Source organism: Methylotuvimicrobium sp. KM1 (assembly GCF_044788715.1).
In the GTDB taxonomy this organism is placed as follows: Bacteria; Pseudomonadota; Gammaproteobacteria; order Methylococcales; family Methylomonadaceae; genus Methylotuvimicrobium.
In genome coordinates this window covers 3796178-3812697 of the sequence record NZ_CP173170.1, presented here as the reverse complement: position 1 = coordinate 3812697, position 16520 = coordinate 3796178, and the positions used below count along the sequence as shown (strand labels likewise).

14 protein-coding genes are annotated in these 16520 nt (G+C 48.8%); 13 read left to right on the top strand and 1 reads right to left on the bottom strand.

What is annotated here, in order from left to right; translation table 11 throughout:
• The first annotated feature begins 39 nt into the window (after positions 1-39).
• The 11 genes from ACINK7_RS16355 (at position 40) to ACINK7_RS16305 (ending at position 12145) form a co-directional block, all read left to right on the top strand.
• Positions 40-558, top strand: coding sequence for a prepilin peptidase (locus ACINK7_RS16355; protein WP_404356875.1), 519 nt, complete (start codon positions 40-42; stop codon positions 556-558).
• A gap of 277 nt (positions 559-835) precedes the next feature.
• A complete protein-coding gene (locus ACINK7_RS16350; protein ID WP_404356873.1) occupies positions 836-1345 on the top strand; it encodes a TadE/TadG family type IV pilus assembly protein in 510 nt (169 codons plus the stop codon).
• An 853-nt stretch (positions 1346-2198) separates the two neighbouring features.
• Positions 2199-3176 carry a Flp pilus assembly protein CpaB gene (gene cpaB / locus ACINK7_RS16345; RefSeq protein WP_404356871.1) on the top strand — a complete coding sequence of 326 codons (978 nt, stop codon included), beginning with the start codon at positions 2199-2201 and terminating at the stop codon, positions 3174-3176.
• 51 nt (positions 3177-3227) lie between these two features.
• Positions 3228-4589 (top strand): type II and III secretion system protein family protein, encoded by a 1362-nt coding sequence (locus tag ACINK7_RS16340; protein ID WP_404356869.1) that lies wholly within the window; start codon positions 3228-3230, stop codon positions 4587-4589.
• Between the two features lie 4 nt (positions 4590-4593).
• Positions 4594-5811, top strand: coding sequence for a CpaE family protein (locus tag ACINK7_RS16335; RefSeq protein WP_404356867.1), 1218 nt, complete (start codon positions 4594-4596; stop codon positions 5809-5811).
• 11 nt (positions 5812-5822) lie between these two features.
• A complete protein-coding gene (locus ACINK7_RS16330; RefSeq protein WP_404356865.1) occupies positions 5823-7112 on the top strand; it encodes a CpaF family protein in 1290 nt (429 codons plus the stop codon).
• Positions 7105-8007: a type II secretion system F family protein gene (locus ACINK7_RS16325; RefSeq protein WP_404356863.1), complete on the top strand. Its 903-nt coding sequence runs from the start codon at positions 7105-7107 to the stop codon at positions 8005-8007. The genes ACINK7_RS16330 and ACINK7_RS16325 overlap by 8 nt, the downstream gene beginning before the upstream one ends.
• 9 nt (positions 8008-8016) lie before the next feature.
• Positions 8017-8952, top strand: coding sequence for a type II secretion system F family protein (locus ACINK7_RS16320; RefSeq protein WP_404356861.1), 936 nt, complete (start codon positions 8017-8019; stop codon positions 8950-8952).
• Positions 8939-9691, top strand: a complete 753-nt coding sequence (locus ACINK7_RS16315; protein ID WP_404356859.1) for a tetratricopeptide repeat protein — start codon at positions 8939-8941, stop codon at positions 9689-9691. Before ACINK7_RS16320 ends, ACINK7_RS16315 begins: the two co-directional genes overlap by 14 nt.
• Before the next feature lie 32 nt (positions 9692-9723).
• Positions 9724-10002 carry a DUF3613 domain-containing protein gene (locus ACINK7_RS16310; RefSeq protein WP_404356857.1) on the top strand — a complete coding sequence of 93 codons (279 nt, stop codon included), beginning with the start codon at positions 9724-9726 and terminating at the stop codon, positions 10000-10002.
• A gap of 391 nt (positions 10003-10393) precedes the next feature.
• Entirely contained in the window at positions 10394-12145 is a 1752-nt protein-coding gene (locus ACINK7_RS16305) for a TadG family pilus assembly protein (protein ID WP_404356855.1), read from the top strand.
• 220 nt (positions 12146-12365) lie between these two features.
• Here the strand turns inward: ACINK7_RS16305 and ACINK7_RS16300 are convergent, their stop codons facing one another.
• Positions 12366-13238 (bottom strand): diguanylate cyclase, encoded by an 873-nt coding sequence (locus ACINK7_RS16300; protein WP_404356853.1) that lies wholly within the window; start codon positions 13236-13238, stop codon positions 12366-12368.
• Between the two features lie 1597 nt (positions 13239-14835).
• Between ACINK7_RS16300 and ACINK7_RS16295 the strand changes: the two genes are divergently transcribed.
• Both ACINK7_RS16295 and fliM read left to right on the top strand, forming a co-directional pair.
• Positions 14836-15336 carry a flagellar basal body-associated FliL family protein gene (locus ACINK7_RS16295; RefSeq protein ID WP_404356852.1) on the top strand — a complete coding sequence of 167 codons (501 nt, stop codon included), beginning with the start codon at positions 14836-14838 and terminating at the stop codon, positions 15334-15336.
• Positions 15337-15338: 2 nt separating this feature from the next.
• A complete protein-coding gene (fliM, locus tag ACINK7_RS16290) occupies positions 15339-16319 on the top strand; it encodes a flagellar motor switch protein FliM (RefSeq protein WP_404356850.1) in 981 nt (326 codons plus the stop codon).
• The last annotated feature ends 201 nt before the right edge of the window (positions 16320-16520 follow it).

Genomic DNA, 16520 nt, shown 5'->3' with positions numbered 1-16520 from the left:
TCAGTGGTTTAGATTCAGCCATTGGTTATAGTAACGTTAGTGTCACTACCCTATTGGTTGGTAGCGTTATGGACGCTTGTTTGCGGTGGGTATGACCTAATTCAGCGCCGCATACCCAATGGTCTGACGCTCGGTGCGCAGGGCGCGGCGCTGGCGGCTTATGCCGTGACCGGGCAAGGCTGGCTGGGTGTGCCGTGGACGGCAGGGCTGGCCGGTTGGGCCTTGGCGCTGGCCTTGACCTTGCCCGGCTATGTCTTGAAGAAGCTCGGCGCGGGCGATGTCAAACTCTTTGCCGCGATGGGCTTGCTGGGCGGCTTCGACGCGGCATTGATTACGTTTGCCTTGGCGAGTTTTTTTGCGGGTGGAGTCGCCTTGTTGTGGCTGGCGGCGTACCGATGGTTTTTTCTGTTGGAGCTGCCGTTGTCGCGCATGGGTATCTCCATTGCCGGCGTGCCCGAACCGAAAGGCAGATTCCTACCGTTCGGTTCGGCGCTGGCAGCCGGATTTCTTGTGGCTTTGTTCGGGTTCGGTTCCGGCTCGGCGCCATTGCCGTTTTAATCATGCGGTTCGGGCTGGGCGTCTGCCGTACCCGGCCTGCTTGGCTTCACAGGGCATGTCTTTTCAATAGCGTGGGAACGGCCGGCAGCTTTGAGAGATGCCTACCAAACTGTGAATATATTCGATGCCACGAAAACAGGCATGAAGAATATGAAGATTTATTTCATTGAAGTGCTAATTCTTTTTTTCGTTATCTTCGTGCACTTCATAGCGAATAAGGCTTTTTTATGATGTCTTGGCCAAAATTCTTTTACAGTCTCGGATGAGCGAGTTTTCGATGAAACAGACGCCTCGTCAACGGACCGTTATTAAGCCATTATCAAGTAGCTTGCGTATCCAGCGTGGAGCGGCAGCCATTGAGGCGGCGCTGTTGTTCGTCATTTTTTTTACGTTGTTTTATGCCATCGTCAGTTATTCGATGCCACTTTTGATGTTGCAGGCGTTTCAGCATGCGGCGGCTTCAGGCGCCAGGTCGGCCGTTGCTGTGGAATCGACCGAATTCGGTAGTACTGACGATTACATTCAAAACGGTGTGGCGCCTAGAGTTCGTAACGTTGTAGGTGAGCTATTAAATTGGCTGCCGCCCGCCGCTCATGTAGCGGTGTTAGGGGAAGGTAATCAGAATGTTCAGGTGGTTTTCGACCCAGCAAGTGGTTTATTGACTGTAACGGTTAGTTTTATGGATTATCCGGATAATCCATTGGTTCCGATTCTAGTCTTTCCCGGAATCGGCGCGGTGCCAAGATTGCCTCAGCATTTAACCGGGCGGGCCTCCGTACAGCTATGAGCGGCCGGCTAGGCAATGTGTCTTCTTTCATAATTCTAACAAGTTTCATCACTCCATTTTTTATTAAAAAGCCGCCGCGTCACTTACCAGCCATTCCCAGCTTAAGAGGTTTCGCCGTGTTCAGGGTGCGGGGTATGTCTGTCGAGGAGCGCCGTAAACCCATCCTTGGCGTGTATTAGGGCAATGCAGGAACAATTGCCGAGGAGCAAAAATCTGCCCTGCCTCCGACATCCTCGCCAAGCATACCCCGCACCCTTTTTTATCTTCAAATTGGGAATTGCTGATCACTTACGGGACACAAATTATAAAGCCTCAAATAGTATATAATTATGTCCCTTAGGAATATGCACAAAATAACTGCTACAAGTAGTAGGCTTTGCGGCGGTTCGGTGACTCGCTTGACAGGGCGCCGTGAACCCAGCACCTAAATTATCCAAGGGAACGAACCATAGCCAACAAAGTTGAATGATTATTTAGTAAGAAGGGAGTAGGTGCTGGGAGAATACGTCCATGTAAGCTTGACGGCGGCGACTGATTGCCAAGGATGGCATGAATGCAGATTTTGCATTACGCCACGGATGGCGTGTATTAGGGCAATGCAGGAGCAATGGCCGAGGAGCAAAAATCTGCCCTGCCGCCGATACCTGTCAATCGAGCCACCAACTTCCTTCCGACAGTTGTCGAAGTTATTTCATGCTCGTTCCTCAGTATTCTCCGGGGCGCGGACGAAGCGCTCAAAACGAATTGATGTTTGTACTCGTTAAAACGCCTGGCTGATTACTGGGGATAATTCGCATAACGGTCGAAGTATCATAATTAAAAATAGACTGACGCGGTCGATGGAGGAGGTGACATGAGTAGTACGGTTTTACGAGTACTCGCTTTATTGTTGGCGATCGGTGCTATTGCGATCGGTTATTTCGGTTATCGAGCCAGTCAGCATCAACCGCCCAATCAAGAAGTCGTGCGCGTCGAGGCGGAAGAGCCAAAAGGCGAGGCGGTCGTATTCGCCGCGCGGGATATTCCGGCGGGGCAGGCTATTGTTGAGGATGATTTGACTACCTCGCTTGTGCCGACCCGTCCTGTTCGATCTTACGCTACAGGCATCGCTATTGTTGGCCGCAGACCTAGAGTCGATATCGCCACGGGGGAAATGCTGATGTCCGGACATTTCCCGACTTATAGTCAACTGGCGCTGAGCCTTCATCATGGGGAGCGGGCGGTAGCTGTTAAGGTCGACGAAGTCACCGGGACAGGCGGTTTCATCGAGCCGGGAGATCACGTTGATGTGCTTCTTTATTTGCGGGCAGATCGTGAAACGGGTCCGAATAGTTCGGCCCAAGTGGTTTTAACGGATGTGCGCGTGCTGGCTTTCGGCAATATGCTGCAGTCGCCGGATCAGCACTCTGATGAGGACGGTGGTCGCCAGCCAGAAACAAGTAGCGGCGGCATCAAAGCCGTTACCGGGCAGTCTAAGAAAGTAGAGCCTACCGGTAAAAAAAGCAAGACTGCCGTATTAGCCGTCGCCGTGTCCGATGCGTCGATACTGATGCTCGCCGAATCCGGCGGCAAGATTAGGCTGGCGCTACGGGGCGTCCAACAGGGAGCTAAGGTTTCGGCTAGCGCCGAGGTTGGTGCAAACGATATCGATTATTCTTATGCCGAATCCGAACAAGACCCGCAGAGTAGGTATTATAGGGTGTTAAGTGATTTGCTTAGACCTGGATCGGCGCTGTCGACTGCTCATGTCGAAAGCATCAGTTCTCGGGACCAAGGAAGTATTGTTGTACATAGAGGGAGTTCAATTGAAACTTTGACCTTGGGGCGTTAACGTGCCTTATCGAATAGAATTATTACAAAGATGGGTTAGGCAATTGCCAAGATGAACTTTTTCAAAGCTGTATTTTTTGCGACTCTTTTAGGTGCGACTCATTTAGCCTATGCCTTCGATTCTACGATCCATATCGAAATGGGTAAGCAACATAGCTTCCGTTATTTAAGTGGATTTAAACGTATCGCCGTTGGCGATTCGCAAATTGCCGATATCGATGTCATCGACGACCGGCAATTGTTGATCACGCCTAAAAAACCGGGCGTGACGAATTTGATGCTTTGGCATGGTATGGATTCTACAGCGCCGGATTTTCAAACGGAATTAATGGTCACAGCATCCGCTAGTTTGGAAAGGCATGCGCTTGACAAGCTAGAAGAAGTTGGTTTACAAGTCTCGGAAGCCGGTGAAAAGCTAAAATTAACCGGCAAAAGTGAATCGCTCGAAGCGCATCATCAAGCGCTCGAAGCGTTGAGTGAAAAAAGTGAATCCACAATTGACGCCACGACTTTGGATTTCGATACGCAAGTGCAGATCGATATCAAAATTGTCGAAGTCAGCCGCAGACGCATGCAGAATGCCGGTCTATTTCTCGGAAGAAATACCGCGAACACAACCTTGGCCCTCTCCACGCCGGGAAATTTGAGTGGTGTCGGCAGTTTTGAATCTGCCGGCGAAGGTGCGATTTCTTTGCTTAGTAGCGGCTTCTTTCCTCATGCCCAGGCTTTCAATTTTCTTTACGGTAATGCCAGCGAAGGCATTCTCGGTGTGGTTTCCATACTTGAGAACAACGGTTTTGCCTATACACTGGCCGAACCTTCGTTAATGGCGATGAGCGGGCAAAGCGCCAATTTTTTAGCGGGTGGCGAATTTCCTATTCCCGTTCCCCAGGGCGGCGCGCAGTCCGGCAGTAATACCATTCGATTCAAGGAGTTTGGGGTGCGTGTGTCGTTGACGCCGACAGTGCTGGATCAAAACCGTATCGCTTTAAAAGTCGCGCCCGAAGTCAGTGAGCTGGATTTTACCGCCGGTATCCAAAGCGGAGGCGTCGCGGTGCCGGCCTTGCGCGTTCGCCGAACCGATACCAGTATTTCGCTGGGTGATGGCGAAAGTTTCGTGATTAGCGGCTTAGTCAGTCAGAATACCTTGGCGAGTGTCGATAAATTCCCATGGCTAGGCGATATTCCGGTTCTCGGCGCATTTTTTCGTTCCACACATATTGATCGCAACGATAGGGAGTTAATTATGGTGGTAACGCCGCATTTGGTGCAGCCACTCGCGAAGGGCGCCGATTTACCGGCGATGCCGGGTGAACGTTTCCGACAATACGACCCGAATTTTTTTCAAACATTCTTCCTGGAGTCGGGCTCGTTTAAGGTCAAGGCTCCCGCACGGTCGGGCTTTTCGAAATAACGACATGACGATCATACGCAAACACAGTTACGTTGCTGTCACCAATAATCAGGAGCACCTACGTTGGTTGCAAACTGTATTTCGTGAAGAAGGCGAGGTGGTTGTTGCCGATTCGCCGTCTATGGAACGCGTGCGACAGATACTCGATTTGACCGGTGCACAAGTCGTTTTTGTGGCATTGACGGAATTGTCGCTACGGCAAGATACCGCGCTGATCGAGGGTTTGGTTGCGGTTAAACCATTATTGTCGGTGATCGCGATGGCCGACCATGTCGATAATGCGATGTTGCTAGCGGCCATGCGCGCCGGTGCGCGTGATTATATTGTATCTGGTAGCCGCCCCGGTGAAGTTATTAACTTGGTTCAACGCTTACAAAATCGCGCACCGGCTCCCAATGTGCCGACGGCTTCGTTGGGTAAAATTACCGCTTTAGTCAGCGCCCGTCCAGGGGCCGATACGCCCATGCTGGCGCTTCATCTCGCTCTGGCCATGCAAGGCAAACAAACAGAACGCAATACGCTGCTACTCGATCTTGGGAATCCCGTCGGCGATACTTTGACTTATCTCGGGCTCAATTCGCCTTACAGTTTTAGCGATGCGGTCAGGAGTCTACGTCGTCTCGATTCGATGTTAATCGATAGCGCTTTCGCCAAACATGAGAGCGGTCTGAGTTTATTGGCATTACCGGAAGAGCAAAGCGCGATGAGTGAAATTACTTCCGCGGATATTTATGTCTTGCTCGGTATGCTGCGTCGTTATTTCTCTCGGATCATCCTTAATCTCGGCGGTGTTCCAAGATCGGATTTTCTTTATTTACTGCTTAGTAATGCCGATAATACCCTGGTGCTCGTTGAGCAGAGCGTACCAAGTTGTAAGCAAAATATGCAATTAGTAAAGAAAATGATCGAACATAAGATTCCAATGGATTCCGTTGAGTTAATCGTCGACCGTTATCTTCCTCAGTTGCCTCCGGATGCCGAAAGTTTATCGCGCGGATTCGGTTTGCCGCTCCAGACGACATTGCCGCCCTCCGGCATGGCCAGATTGAGCATGATGAATTCCGGTGAAAGTTTATTCAAATGCGCGCCCCGCGATCCCTATACCCTGGCGATTAAAAAGTTAGCGAAGAAGATCATGAGTCGTGATCTCGGCGAGGTTAAAAAAGAAAATAAAAACAATGGGGTTCTCAAAAATCTGGTTTCTTGGTTTAGTGTTAAGTAGAGGCATTTAGAATGGGACTTAAATATCCGCTCTATGACTACAGTCTTAAACATACCGAAACTTATCAGGATCTCAAGTATTCCTTGCATCGTTATTTGATCGATTGCGTTGAAGAAGACAATGTTCCATTAAATGAATGGGGTCACGAGCAAATCGAAAATTATGTGCATGATCATGTATCGCGGTATGCCGCTCAATTACAACTGGCCGTTACGAGCTACGATCTCGATGACCTGACCGAAGAGATGATTAACGAGCTGACCGGTTACGGTCCACTTGAATCGCTCCTCGCGGACGACCAAATCAGCGATATCATGGTAAACGGCGCCCGAAATATTTTTTTAGAACGTAATGGAAAGGTAGAGCAGGCCGATCTAAGGTTCATCGATGACGACCATGTGCTACGTGTGATTAGGCGAATTATCGCACCGCTCGGACGCCGGTTGGATGAGTCGAGTCCGATGGTGGATGCGCGTTTGTCCGATGGTAGCAGGATTAACGCGATCATACCGCCGTTGGCTATCGATGGCCCTTGCCTTTCCGTGCGCAAATTCCGCAAGGACCCGCTACGCGAGTCCGATTTGTTGGTTTATGGGACGGCTAACGAAGCGATGCTGCAATTTCTTAGAAAAGCGGTTAGATATCGTTGTAATATTTTGGTGAGCGGAGGAACAGGGTCCGGTAAAACCACGTTGCTTAATATCTTGAGCCGGTTCATCGAAGAGCAAGAGCGAATTGTAACCATTGAGGACGCAGCGGAACTCCAACTCGGTCATAATCATGTCGTTCGCCTAGAAACGCGCCCACCTAATGTCGAAGGCTCGGGCGAGGTGAGGGCTCGAGATTTGGTTCGTAATGCTTTGCGGATGCGGCCGGATCGAATTATCCTGGGCGAGGTGCGCGGCGAAGAAGTATTGGATGTGCTTCAGGCGATGAACACCGGCCATGACGGCTCGATGAGTACGGTGCATGCCAATAGCGCTCGGGACGCTTTAGGTCGCCTGGAGATGTTGGCGGCCTTGGCGAACTTTCAAGGAGGAGCGGAAATACTTAGGCAAATGATCGTATGTGCGATCGATATCATTGTTCAAATCGCTCGGTTTTCGGACGGAACGCGCCGTATCATTTCAATCGCAGAAGTGGATGGTTTACATGAAGGGCAGTTTAGACTGAACGAGCTATTTAGGTTCGATAGGGTCAATAAAAATTTTTCGACAAGCAGTTCCCGTCCGTCCGGTCAAAAATTCGAAATAGATGGTGGTCGTTTGTTTCCGGAAGAAGGAGGTCAATCGTTTGATTAGTAACAGCATGCTGAGCTTTGCTATAGCTATAGCCATGTTTGCCTTGGCTTTGTTTATGTATCAAAAAAGCCAGCGTGATGCGTTTGTTGAGAAGGTAACGCGGCGTATGGTCGAATCGTCCGGCATCGAAGCGTCGGTTTTGAAGCCTGAAAGACGTTATGCCTGGCCTTGGGTTGAACAACTGTTCTGGCGGGCAGGAATAGACGCGAAAAGTCAGCAGGTGTTGGCGGGTTTATTAGCCATGATGATGATTGTTTTCCTAGTGGGCCTTTGGAAAGGCCTGGCGATTGCATTGTCAACACCTATTATCATTATGCTTTTGATTTATCTATGGCTATTGCATAAAGCGAAAAAAAGGATCGTTCTAATTTTGGCGCAATTACCGTTATTTCTCGATCAGGTGTTACGCGGTCTCGGTACCGGCCGCAGCATGGAAGGGGCCTTGAGTCTGGCGGCGGATGAAACGCCCGCGCCCCTTAAAGATATTATCACTCGAGTGCTTCGTGCCGGCAAATTGGGTGCCGATTTGGGCGAGGCAATACAGGAAGCCGCCGATCTTTATCGCATCAACGAGTTGTACTTGTTAGCGCTGTCCATCAGAATCAACCGCAGCTACGGTAGCAGTGTTCGGGATATGCTTCAGAATGTGGCTAAAATGATCCATGATCGTGAAGCGGCGCGCGGCGAATTAAGGGCGCTGACCGGCGAGACTAGAGTAACGGCTTGGGTATTGGGTTTACTGCCGCCTAGTTTGGCCGTCTATATTATGCTGATGAACCCCCGCTATCTCGAAACGATGTGGCAAGATGCTTCCGGCAGAATTCTATTGATGATTGCGATAGGTCTGCAACTGGCAGGGGCATTTACCCTGTGGCGAATGATCAAAAGTATCTAGGAGAGCAATGTGACATTGTGGACATATTGGGCAATCGCATTACTTTTGATTTTGTCCGGCGTTTTGATGTTGTGGGCTTCATTTCGCTCGGATGGCGCTTCCAATGCTTCGCAGCGACGTTTTCAGGCCTTACTCAAATCGGGGATGAGCTCAGATAATATTGCTGATGAAGGTTGGATATTGTCGGCAATCGAACGCATGAATAAAAGCGGGATGGGAAAATTATTCTCTAGTGACGATCAGGAAGAAATCACCCGGCTATTGAAACAAGCGGGTTGGTATGTTGCTCGGAAGCGTATGCTTTTTTTGTCGATTTCGTGGTTGGCGCCGATGATCGCGGTAGTTTGTGCCGGTGCTTATATTTTCACGGTAGGTTATCTGACCGTTGTACAAAAATTAACGATGGTTTTTTTTGCGATTGCATTCGGTTATCTAGGTCCCCGCTATGTATTGCGCTATCGGGCTAGTGCGCGCCGTAATGCTTTGTCCCGGGAAATGCCGGTCGCGATCAACTTGTTGCGCATGTTGTTAGAGGCCGGGCTTTCGACCGAACACGCGTTACGGGTAATGAATGCTGAGGGACGTGTGTTGATGCCGAATCTTTCCGAGGAGATAGCTGTGGCTTTACAGCGCATCGATGCCGGACATGATCGCGTCGAAGCGCTTGGTGATATGGCGGCGCCGCTAGAGGTATCCGAATTGACCGATACCGTTGCAATTTTGAAGCAGGTGACCAAACACGGTGGGAATATTCGCGAATCATTGGTAAAGTTTGCACAGCTGATCGACGCTCGTCAGCAGTCGGCATTGCGAGAGTATGTTAACCGGTTGTCGGCGAAAATGTCGGTCGTCATGATGCTGTTTCTCTTTCCTGCACTGCTGATTTTTCTCGCGGGGCCGGGATTTCTAGCCCTTGCTCGAGGGTTGTTGAATGTTTATGGTTAAGCTTGCGTTTCACAGAGCTTTGCTTGGCATCGCTGTGATTGTAATGAGCGGATGCGGCTGGTCGTTGCCGGATTGGCCGACTAAAGCAATTCATGATGATCCCATAAGTTACAAGCCAGCGAAGTCTTGCGGAGAAGATCCGGAGCCGAAGCAAAATGTCAAGTTAGATTTGATTCGCCAGCTCATGGATAGCGGAAAACTATATGCGGCATTGGCACACTTGGATGATGCTCGGTCGCTTTCATTGCAATCCAATTATTTGCGCGCGGAAATCTTGCGTCGGACGGGGCGTTCGGAAATGGCCGCTACCTTATATCGGGAATTACTGGAAAGTTGCATGGTAGGGAAGGGTTACCATGGACTCGGCTTGATAGCCGGAAGGAATCGGCAAATTAATGAGGCCATCGATTTTTTGCAAAAAGCCGCTAATGAGTTGCCGGTCGATACTCGAGTTCGAAATGATCTGGGTTATGCTTTATTGCTTGGTGGACAGTTTGACTCGGCGCGTAACGAGTTTTTGACAGCCTTGGAATTGGATGGTGGCGATCGGTTGGCGGCTAGCAATATGGTCTTGCTATTGTCGGTGATGGACAAGGAGCAGGAGATTCGAGTTTTCTCGACGCATATGAAAATAGATTCGGAAACGATGGTGCAACTTCGTGCTCAAGCCGAAGAAATCAAAGCAACGCTTAAAGCTTCAGGCCGCATTGATATGTTGCGTGAGCAGGGCTTATTGTGATGCGTAACTCTAAAAAACATAGGTGGGATTCAATGAAGTTGCAAAAAACGATTATAACCGGGGGGGGGCTTGTGTTGTTATTAAACGCCTCTATTACGTTTGCGGAATCATCTTCGGAGCGGTCTTCGGGTAAGGAAACTCGACGCTGGCTTGAACTGCAGAGCAGCGGTCTTGCGGCTTCCACCTCGCGTCAAACGGTATCGGGTCCGGTTGCCGACGCCATTTACCGACGTTATCTCGATAGCTTTAAACACCCGATTCCGGAATTCTACAAGAGTAAGCAAGATGGCGAGGGTAATGGTGCTCGTTGAGATAGAATGACGCCTAACGGTGAATGTGCTACAGAGTCTTTAGGCTACTTGGCTTGGCACGAACTGTCGACAGCGCATGCCAACTGCTCTTTTTACTCCCTTCTTACTGAATAATCGTTCAACTTTGTTGGGTATGGGGTATGCCTATCGAAGACCGCCGTAGACCCGTCCATGAGGGCTTGACGGCAGATCGAACGCCAAGGATGGCGTGAATGCAGATTTTGCATGGAGCAAAATCTGCCCTGCTGCCGACATCCTCGCTAGGCATACCCCGCACCTTTTCGTTCTTAAACGTTTTTTCGGTCAAAAGGGAGTAAGATTAAAGACACGCCTGTGTTAAAAAATTGATGAACACTTCATGACTACTAAGCCGTTTACTTCAAGGTTAGAGATGCCATTCCATAAAGGTACGCCGCCTCGTCAACGCGGTGCCTTGGGAATTCTAGGCGGATTGGTTCTGTTTCTCTCTGTCCTTTTTACGGCATTGGCGGTGGATACCGGAAGGCTGATGTTGGAACACCGCCGGTTGCAACTGGTTGCCGACATGGCGGCATTGGATGCCTCATCTCAATCTGGCGGTTGCGGCGACGGAACTTTAGCGCTCGCGGAGGCGGCGGCACAGACCAGTGCCGCACGTAATAATCATTCGATCGCGGATGCTAGAACGCTCGATGTATTGTTAGGCAATGTCTCAGTAGGGACGGGCGGCATCAGAAATTTCGCACAAGCTGACCCCGAGTCGTCGATGTCGGTTCAGGTGACGGCCGGAAATACTGTGCCAGCGAGTTTGTTTGCCGGTGGTTTGCTCGGCCGCGAGGCTACACTACAGGCGACAGCAGTCGCTGAACGGCAGGCGTTGGCCGGTTTTTCCGTCGGTAGTCTGTTGGTGTCGCTCAATGATGATGATGCGGGGTTATTGAATAATTTGCTGGGTGGGGTTCTCGGTTCGTCCGTGAGTCTCGACGCGGTTGCCTATCGAGGGATTGCCGCGACCAATGTGAAGCTTTTGGACTTGGTAGACGCCGCTGCCTATGCAGGGACTGTTCAGGAGCTATTAAACGCTGATGTGAGTGCGAGTGAGTTATTGCAGGTCTATGCGGATGCGGTGAATGCTTCCGGTGTTGCGGATGCCGGGGTTTCCGCAGCTATGAATACTTTGATCGCGGCTTCCGTTTCCGATTTGGCGTTGACCTTAGGCGAGGTTTTGAATGTGACCACCGCTCCGACGAATGTGGAAGAAGCGGCTTCAGTCGGTGTTAACTTGCTCGATCTGATTACCACGACGGCTTTGGTCGCCAATGGCGAGAGTGCAATAATTTTGCCTCTGAATACGGGAATACCTGGCTTGATAACAGTAAATACTGAACTGATGGTGATAGAGCCACCGCAAATCGCTATCGGCCCGCCAGGTAAAAACGAAGACGGAGATTGGAGAACTAAAGCGAAGACCGCTCAAGTACGATTGAAAACCGATGTGTCTGCCAGTGTTAATGTTCCGCTGCTGCAATTGAGCGTCGATTTGGGATTGAATGTTCAGATAGCGCAGGGCGAGGCGTGGTTGGACAGCGTCCAATGCAGAAACGCGATTGACACTACGTCTGTTGTGTCCATCGGCGCGCAGCCAGGTATCGCCAATGTTTTTGTAACAATATCGGACTATGATGGTCCTCCGATTGCTGCCCCGCCTGCAAATATTGGGGTTGTCGTTGATCTCGGATTATTGGGTAATGTTTCAGTGGCTAACGTAACCGCTGGTTTAAATTTACCGTTGGAGCCCGATGAAGGGGATTTGACTTTTTATGTGGATGTAAATGATCCCAATGCCTTGCCGATGATGCAGCGGTTATCGAGTGACACGGGCGGTAGTCTTAATAATGGTTTTGCCGAATTGGATAAAGGATTGGTCGTCAACGTGAATATGCTTGGTGGTCTGGGGGGGCTTGTTCTAAACGGGCTTAGTGCTCTCGGTATAAATGCTAATTATATTTTGTCTATTGTTCTCAGCAGTTTATTACAGCCGCTTTTGGCCGGGCTTGGAACCTCGGTCTTGGATCCGTTGTTGCGTCTACTGGGAATAGAGGTCGGTGCCATAGATGTTCAGTTGATTGATCTGGATTTGGGCCGGCCGAACTTGCTGATATGAGAATTTTTCCGGTCCCATGGCTTTGCGTGACCGTCAGTGTTGGGTTACGTAGATGTTGAATTGTTTGAGGTCAAGATAGGGCGGCCTGACTTATTGATCTAGGAATATCGAATGACTTGCTATCGGCTCGCTTAATTGATTTTATCAAGGCTCGACTAAAGCGGCTTACAAGCATAAAGACTCGTCAATAGGTGTGCTTTTTGCCGGAAATCTCCTGATTTCACTCTTCGTTAGTTCCATCTAAATTAGGATCGTACCATACTACTCGATTCCGCCCGTTTGCTTTGGCGCGGTATAAGGCTTTGTCGGCGATTTTTACTAAGTCTTCGGATTTCATGTCTTCCCCGGCAAAAGTCGTATATCCTCCGAGGCTGATGGTCACATGGCTTAGCGTTGAGTCCTGGTGAGGAATATTGAGGCGCTCGACGGCCTGTCGCATTCGCTCGGCCATTGTATAAGCATCGTCACGAGTTGTTTGACTAAGCAATACAACAAATTCTTCTCCGCCATAACGAGCAACTAGATCGATTGCACGTTTGGCGGATTGAGCAAGCGCGCCTGCGACTTGCTCGAGGCAATCATCGCCGTCTTGATGACCATAACGATCATTGAATTTCTTAAAAAAATCCACATCCAACATGATCAATGAAAGCGGAGTCCCTGATCGAAGCGCATGCAACCATTCTTGTTCCAGAACGATATCGAAACGGCGGCGATTGGCAAGGTGCGTCAATTTATCTTCTCCTGCCTCGTTTTCCAGTCCGAAACGAGAAAGCAAACCATCCAATAAATCGCTGTGCAGTTGGCGTGCCGAATAAAAGAGGCTACAACCCATTATCAATACAGCCGGAATGGTACTAAGGCTCGGCTCGCTATCCATCACGATTAAAATGGAAATTAGCGGCGCCATTATCCCGAATAAGAATGCCGCGTAGACTGACGGTAACGTGCTGAGTCTAGGCATCGCGGCTGCGGCGATCGCACTTAGCATCACGAAGATAAATAAGCAAGTGTGAAGCGATAACAATGGAAACAGTATCGCGGTGATACCAAAACTAAATCCAGCTACTCCTGCCGCTATGACGTCGGGCATGATAGAGTCGCCCTTTATTGAATCCTCGGTAATGTGGCGGAGCGCTCTGCTGCTTCGATACCAATGCCAAAAGCCGCCAAGCAATGCAAAAGCGAGCCATGCCCCCCAAATCGTTAAAGGAAGTTCGAACCAAAGATAGGCCGCAAAAAGCGAGGTATGTACGCAATGGACGGCAAAAGCCCTGGTTGAATGCCGATAGAGATGGCGAAGTAGTTGCGTGGAAAGTCGGTGGGGATTAATCAAAGTCGTTTATCCTGTTATCAAAGCATGGTGTTCAAATGCAGTTCCCAGTGTTGTAATCTGCACCAAATAATAACCGGTCGGCATAAATATTGCGATTACCTAAGACTTCACGGCGCAAATATGATCAAGGTCGATAGCAGTATTTTATCGAATATTTTATAGAAACTAGGGTTTAACCGCATAAGCGCCAACTTAGTGCTTATTCTATGGTGCATTTGACACTTTTATTCGTCATATCGGCATGGATTGCCGATATCCTGGTTACATGGATGTGAAGCTAAGCATTGCCGTCCGTGGCACTGGATTCCGCCACAAAACGGTATGGAACGGATTTGCATTTACCCGAAGGGCACCGGGCAGGATAGTCCGGAGTGAATCCCTGACGGCATGACGCGTTTTCTATTTAAGTTGGTGCCTCTTTGGGGTTTAACCGTCGGGGGGTCGTCAAGTTATGGCGCCGGTATTTCGGAACGAGTGACGAAAAAATAGGCTATGTTTGCGTTAGCAGTTGAAATAATTTCCTTTATTGCTGAATAAGCCATTTAGGAATATGCACAAAATAACTTATACAAGTAGTAGGCTTTGGGGCGGTTCGGTAACTCGCTTAACAGGACGCCGTGAATACGTCCATGTAGGCTTGACGGCGGCTATCCCTGCCGCCGGCACCTGTCAATCGAGCAACCGTTCCCTCCTTTCAACCATTGGCGCGATATTGAAAAAGGAAAGTTATTCAGATTTGTATCCTTGGTTTTCATGTTGGCTTTAAGTTCAAAAGTATCAACTATTAACGCAAACATAGCCAAAAAATAGGGTTTTGGAAAAGCGATATATGCGGTAATAGTTGAAAACACCCACCTCTATCGGAAGCACTTAAAAGTTCAATGTGAATGTAGGGTACGCTACGCGTACCAAATGTCGGCACAAGGCAAAGCATGAGGGCTCGTTATACTCATCGTAGATCAAAATTCGGCACCGAGGTGCCCGTCAAAGGCTCAGCACCTAAATTAGCTAAGACAATTAACCATGTCCAACGGGCTATGGAATTTAGGTGCTGGGTGAATACGTCTATAAAGTCTCTATGCCAGCATTCATGCTGGCAAAGCTTTTGCCGCACACCCCGGCGCCTCCTTAGGTGCTGCCGAAATTTGAAGTGCGAAAGGTATATATCCCGGAGCGAAGGCGGCGAGTCTACTTTATACTGTGCTAATGGAATGGTCGCCTGAAAAAAACCGAAAACCGTCATTTTTATGGTAAAGGTTTTAAGGTGTCGGGCTAAGATTTTGATCTATAATTATAAGTTAATTATGGTTTGTTTATTGCTCAATGATGAATTGAGATAAAAGGTTAAATATATATGGCGGAAAAAAATCAAAAAGCGGAAGGCGAAAAGAAATCGTCTAAAAAACTCATTATCATCATACTGGCTGTTTTACTGGTATTGGCGGGCGCGGGCGGCGCTTATTTTTTTCTTGCCGGTGATGATCCCGAGAATGTGGCTGACGTTGCAGAGACCGAACAAAAAACGGAAGCCAAGCCCGAGGTTTTTTATTACGATTTTAGTAAACCGCTCATAGTAAACTTTCCTACTGGTTCGAGAATGCGGTTAATGCAGGTCTCTATATCGTTGTTGGTTGATAGTCAAGAAGCCATAGAAGACTTAAAAAAACACGACCCTATGATTCGAAATAATCTCTTAATGTTGATTAGCGCGCAAAGTTCCGATGAACTCAGTTCTCGGGAAGGTAAAGAGACGCTTAGGCAGTCAGTGCAAGGGGAGGTGAGTGCGGTCTTAGAAAAAATGACCGGTAAACAGCCTGTCAAGGAAGTGTTTTTTACTTCATTTGTGATGCAATAATTATGTCTACTGCAGACCTGCTTTCTCAAGAAGAAATCGATGCTTTGTTGCATGGTGTCGACGATGGCGAAATCGAAACCGAAACCGATGATGTAGAAGAATACTCCGGTGCTCGAACGTACGATTTTACCAGTCAGGAGCGTATCGTTCGCGGTCGGATGCCGACGTTGGAAATGATCAATGAACGTTTCGCGCGTTATTTTCGAATTACCTTGTTCAATTTTTTGAGACGTTCGGCTGAGATTTCAATCTCGGGCATACAGGTACAAAAATTTTCCGAATATGTTCAGAGTTTGTTCGTGCCGACCAATCTGAACATTGTTAAATTTACGCCGCTGAAAGGCCGTGCTTTGATTGTAATGGAGCCGCGTTTGGTCTTTACCGCAGTGGATAATTTTTTTGGCGGTACCGGGCAGTTTTATAACAAGGTCGAAGGTCGTGAATTTACGCCGACTGAGATGCGGGTGATTCGTTTGTTTATCGATATGATTTTTAAGGATTTACAGGAAGCCTGGAGGCCGGTTTTAGCGTTGCAGTTTGAATATTTGACTTCCGAAGTTAATCCGCAGTTCGCGAATGTCGTCAGTCCATCGGAGATTGTCGTGATTTCGACGATGCATGTCGAACTCGATGGCGGGGGCGGCGATATCAATATCGTCATGCCTTATACGATGATCGAGCCGATCCGAGAATTGCTAGACCAGGTGATCAGCGATCGGGGCGAGACGGACGGGCGTTGGCAAGAGTTACTGAGAAAAAGTGTCATGAATGTGGCCGTGACACTCGATAGCTTACTGATTGAGAAAAAAATGACGGTTAAGGAAGTCATGCAATTGAAAAAAGGCGATGTGATACCTGTCGATATGCCGGATACCGTACGCTTAAGAGCGCAGACCGTTCCGGTATTTGAAGGCAAGATTGGTTTATCGGACGGTAATTACGCGATCAAGATTGTTAAAAAGGTAAACCCCGATTACGTTTGACGGTGAAGGTTTCTTGCCAAAAATTTCCTGGCGCTATGAGTTTTGTAGCGGGTTATTCAACCAGTCCCAAGCGTTTTGATTTGCTTTGGCCATGCTGGAAGGGAAAGCCGAGAATGTCAAGTTACAATAAATGGCATCGAGGTCACAAAGACTAAAATATGCTCTTACCCAAGCTCCAAGCTTGGGTAACCTATTCAGGAA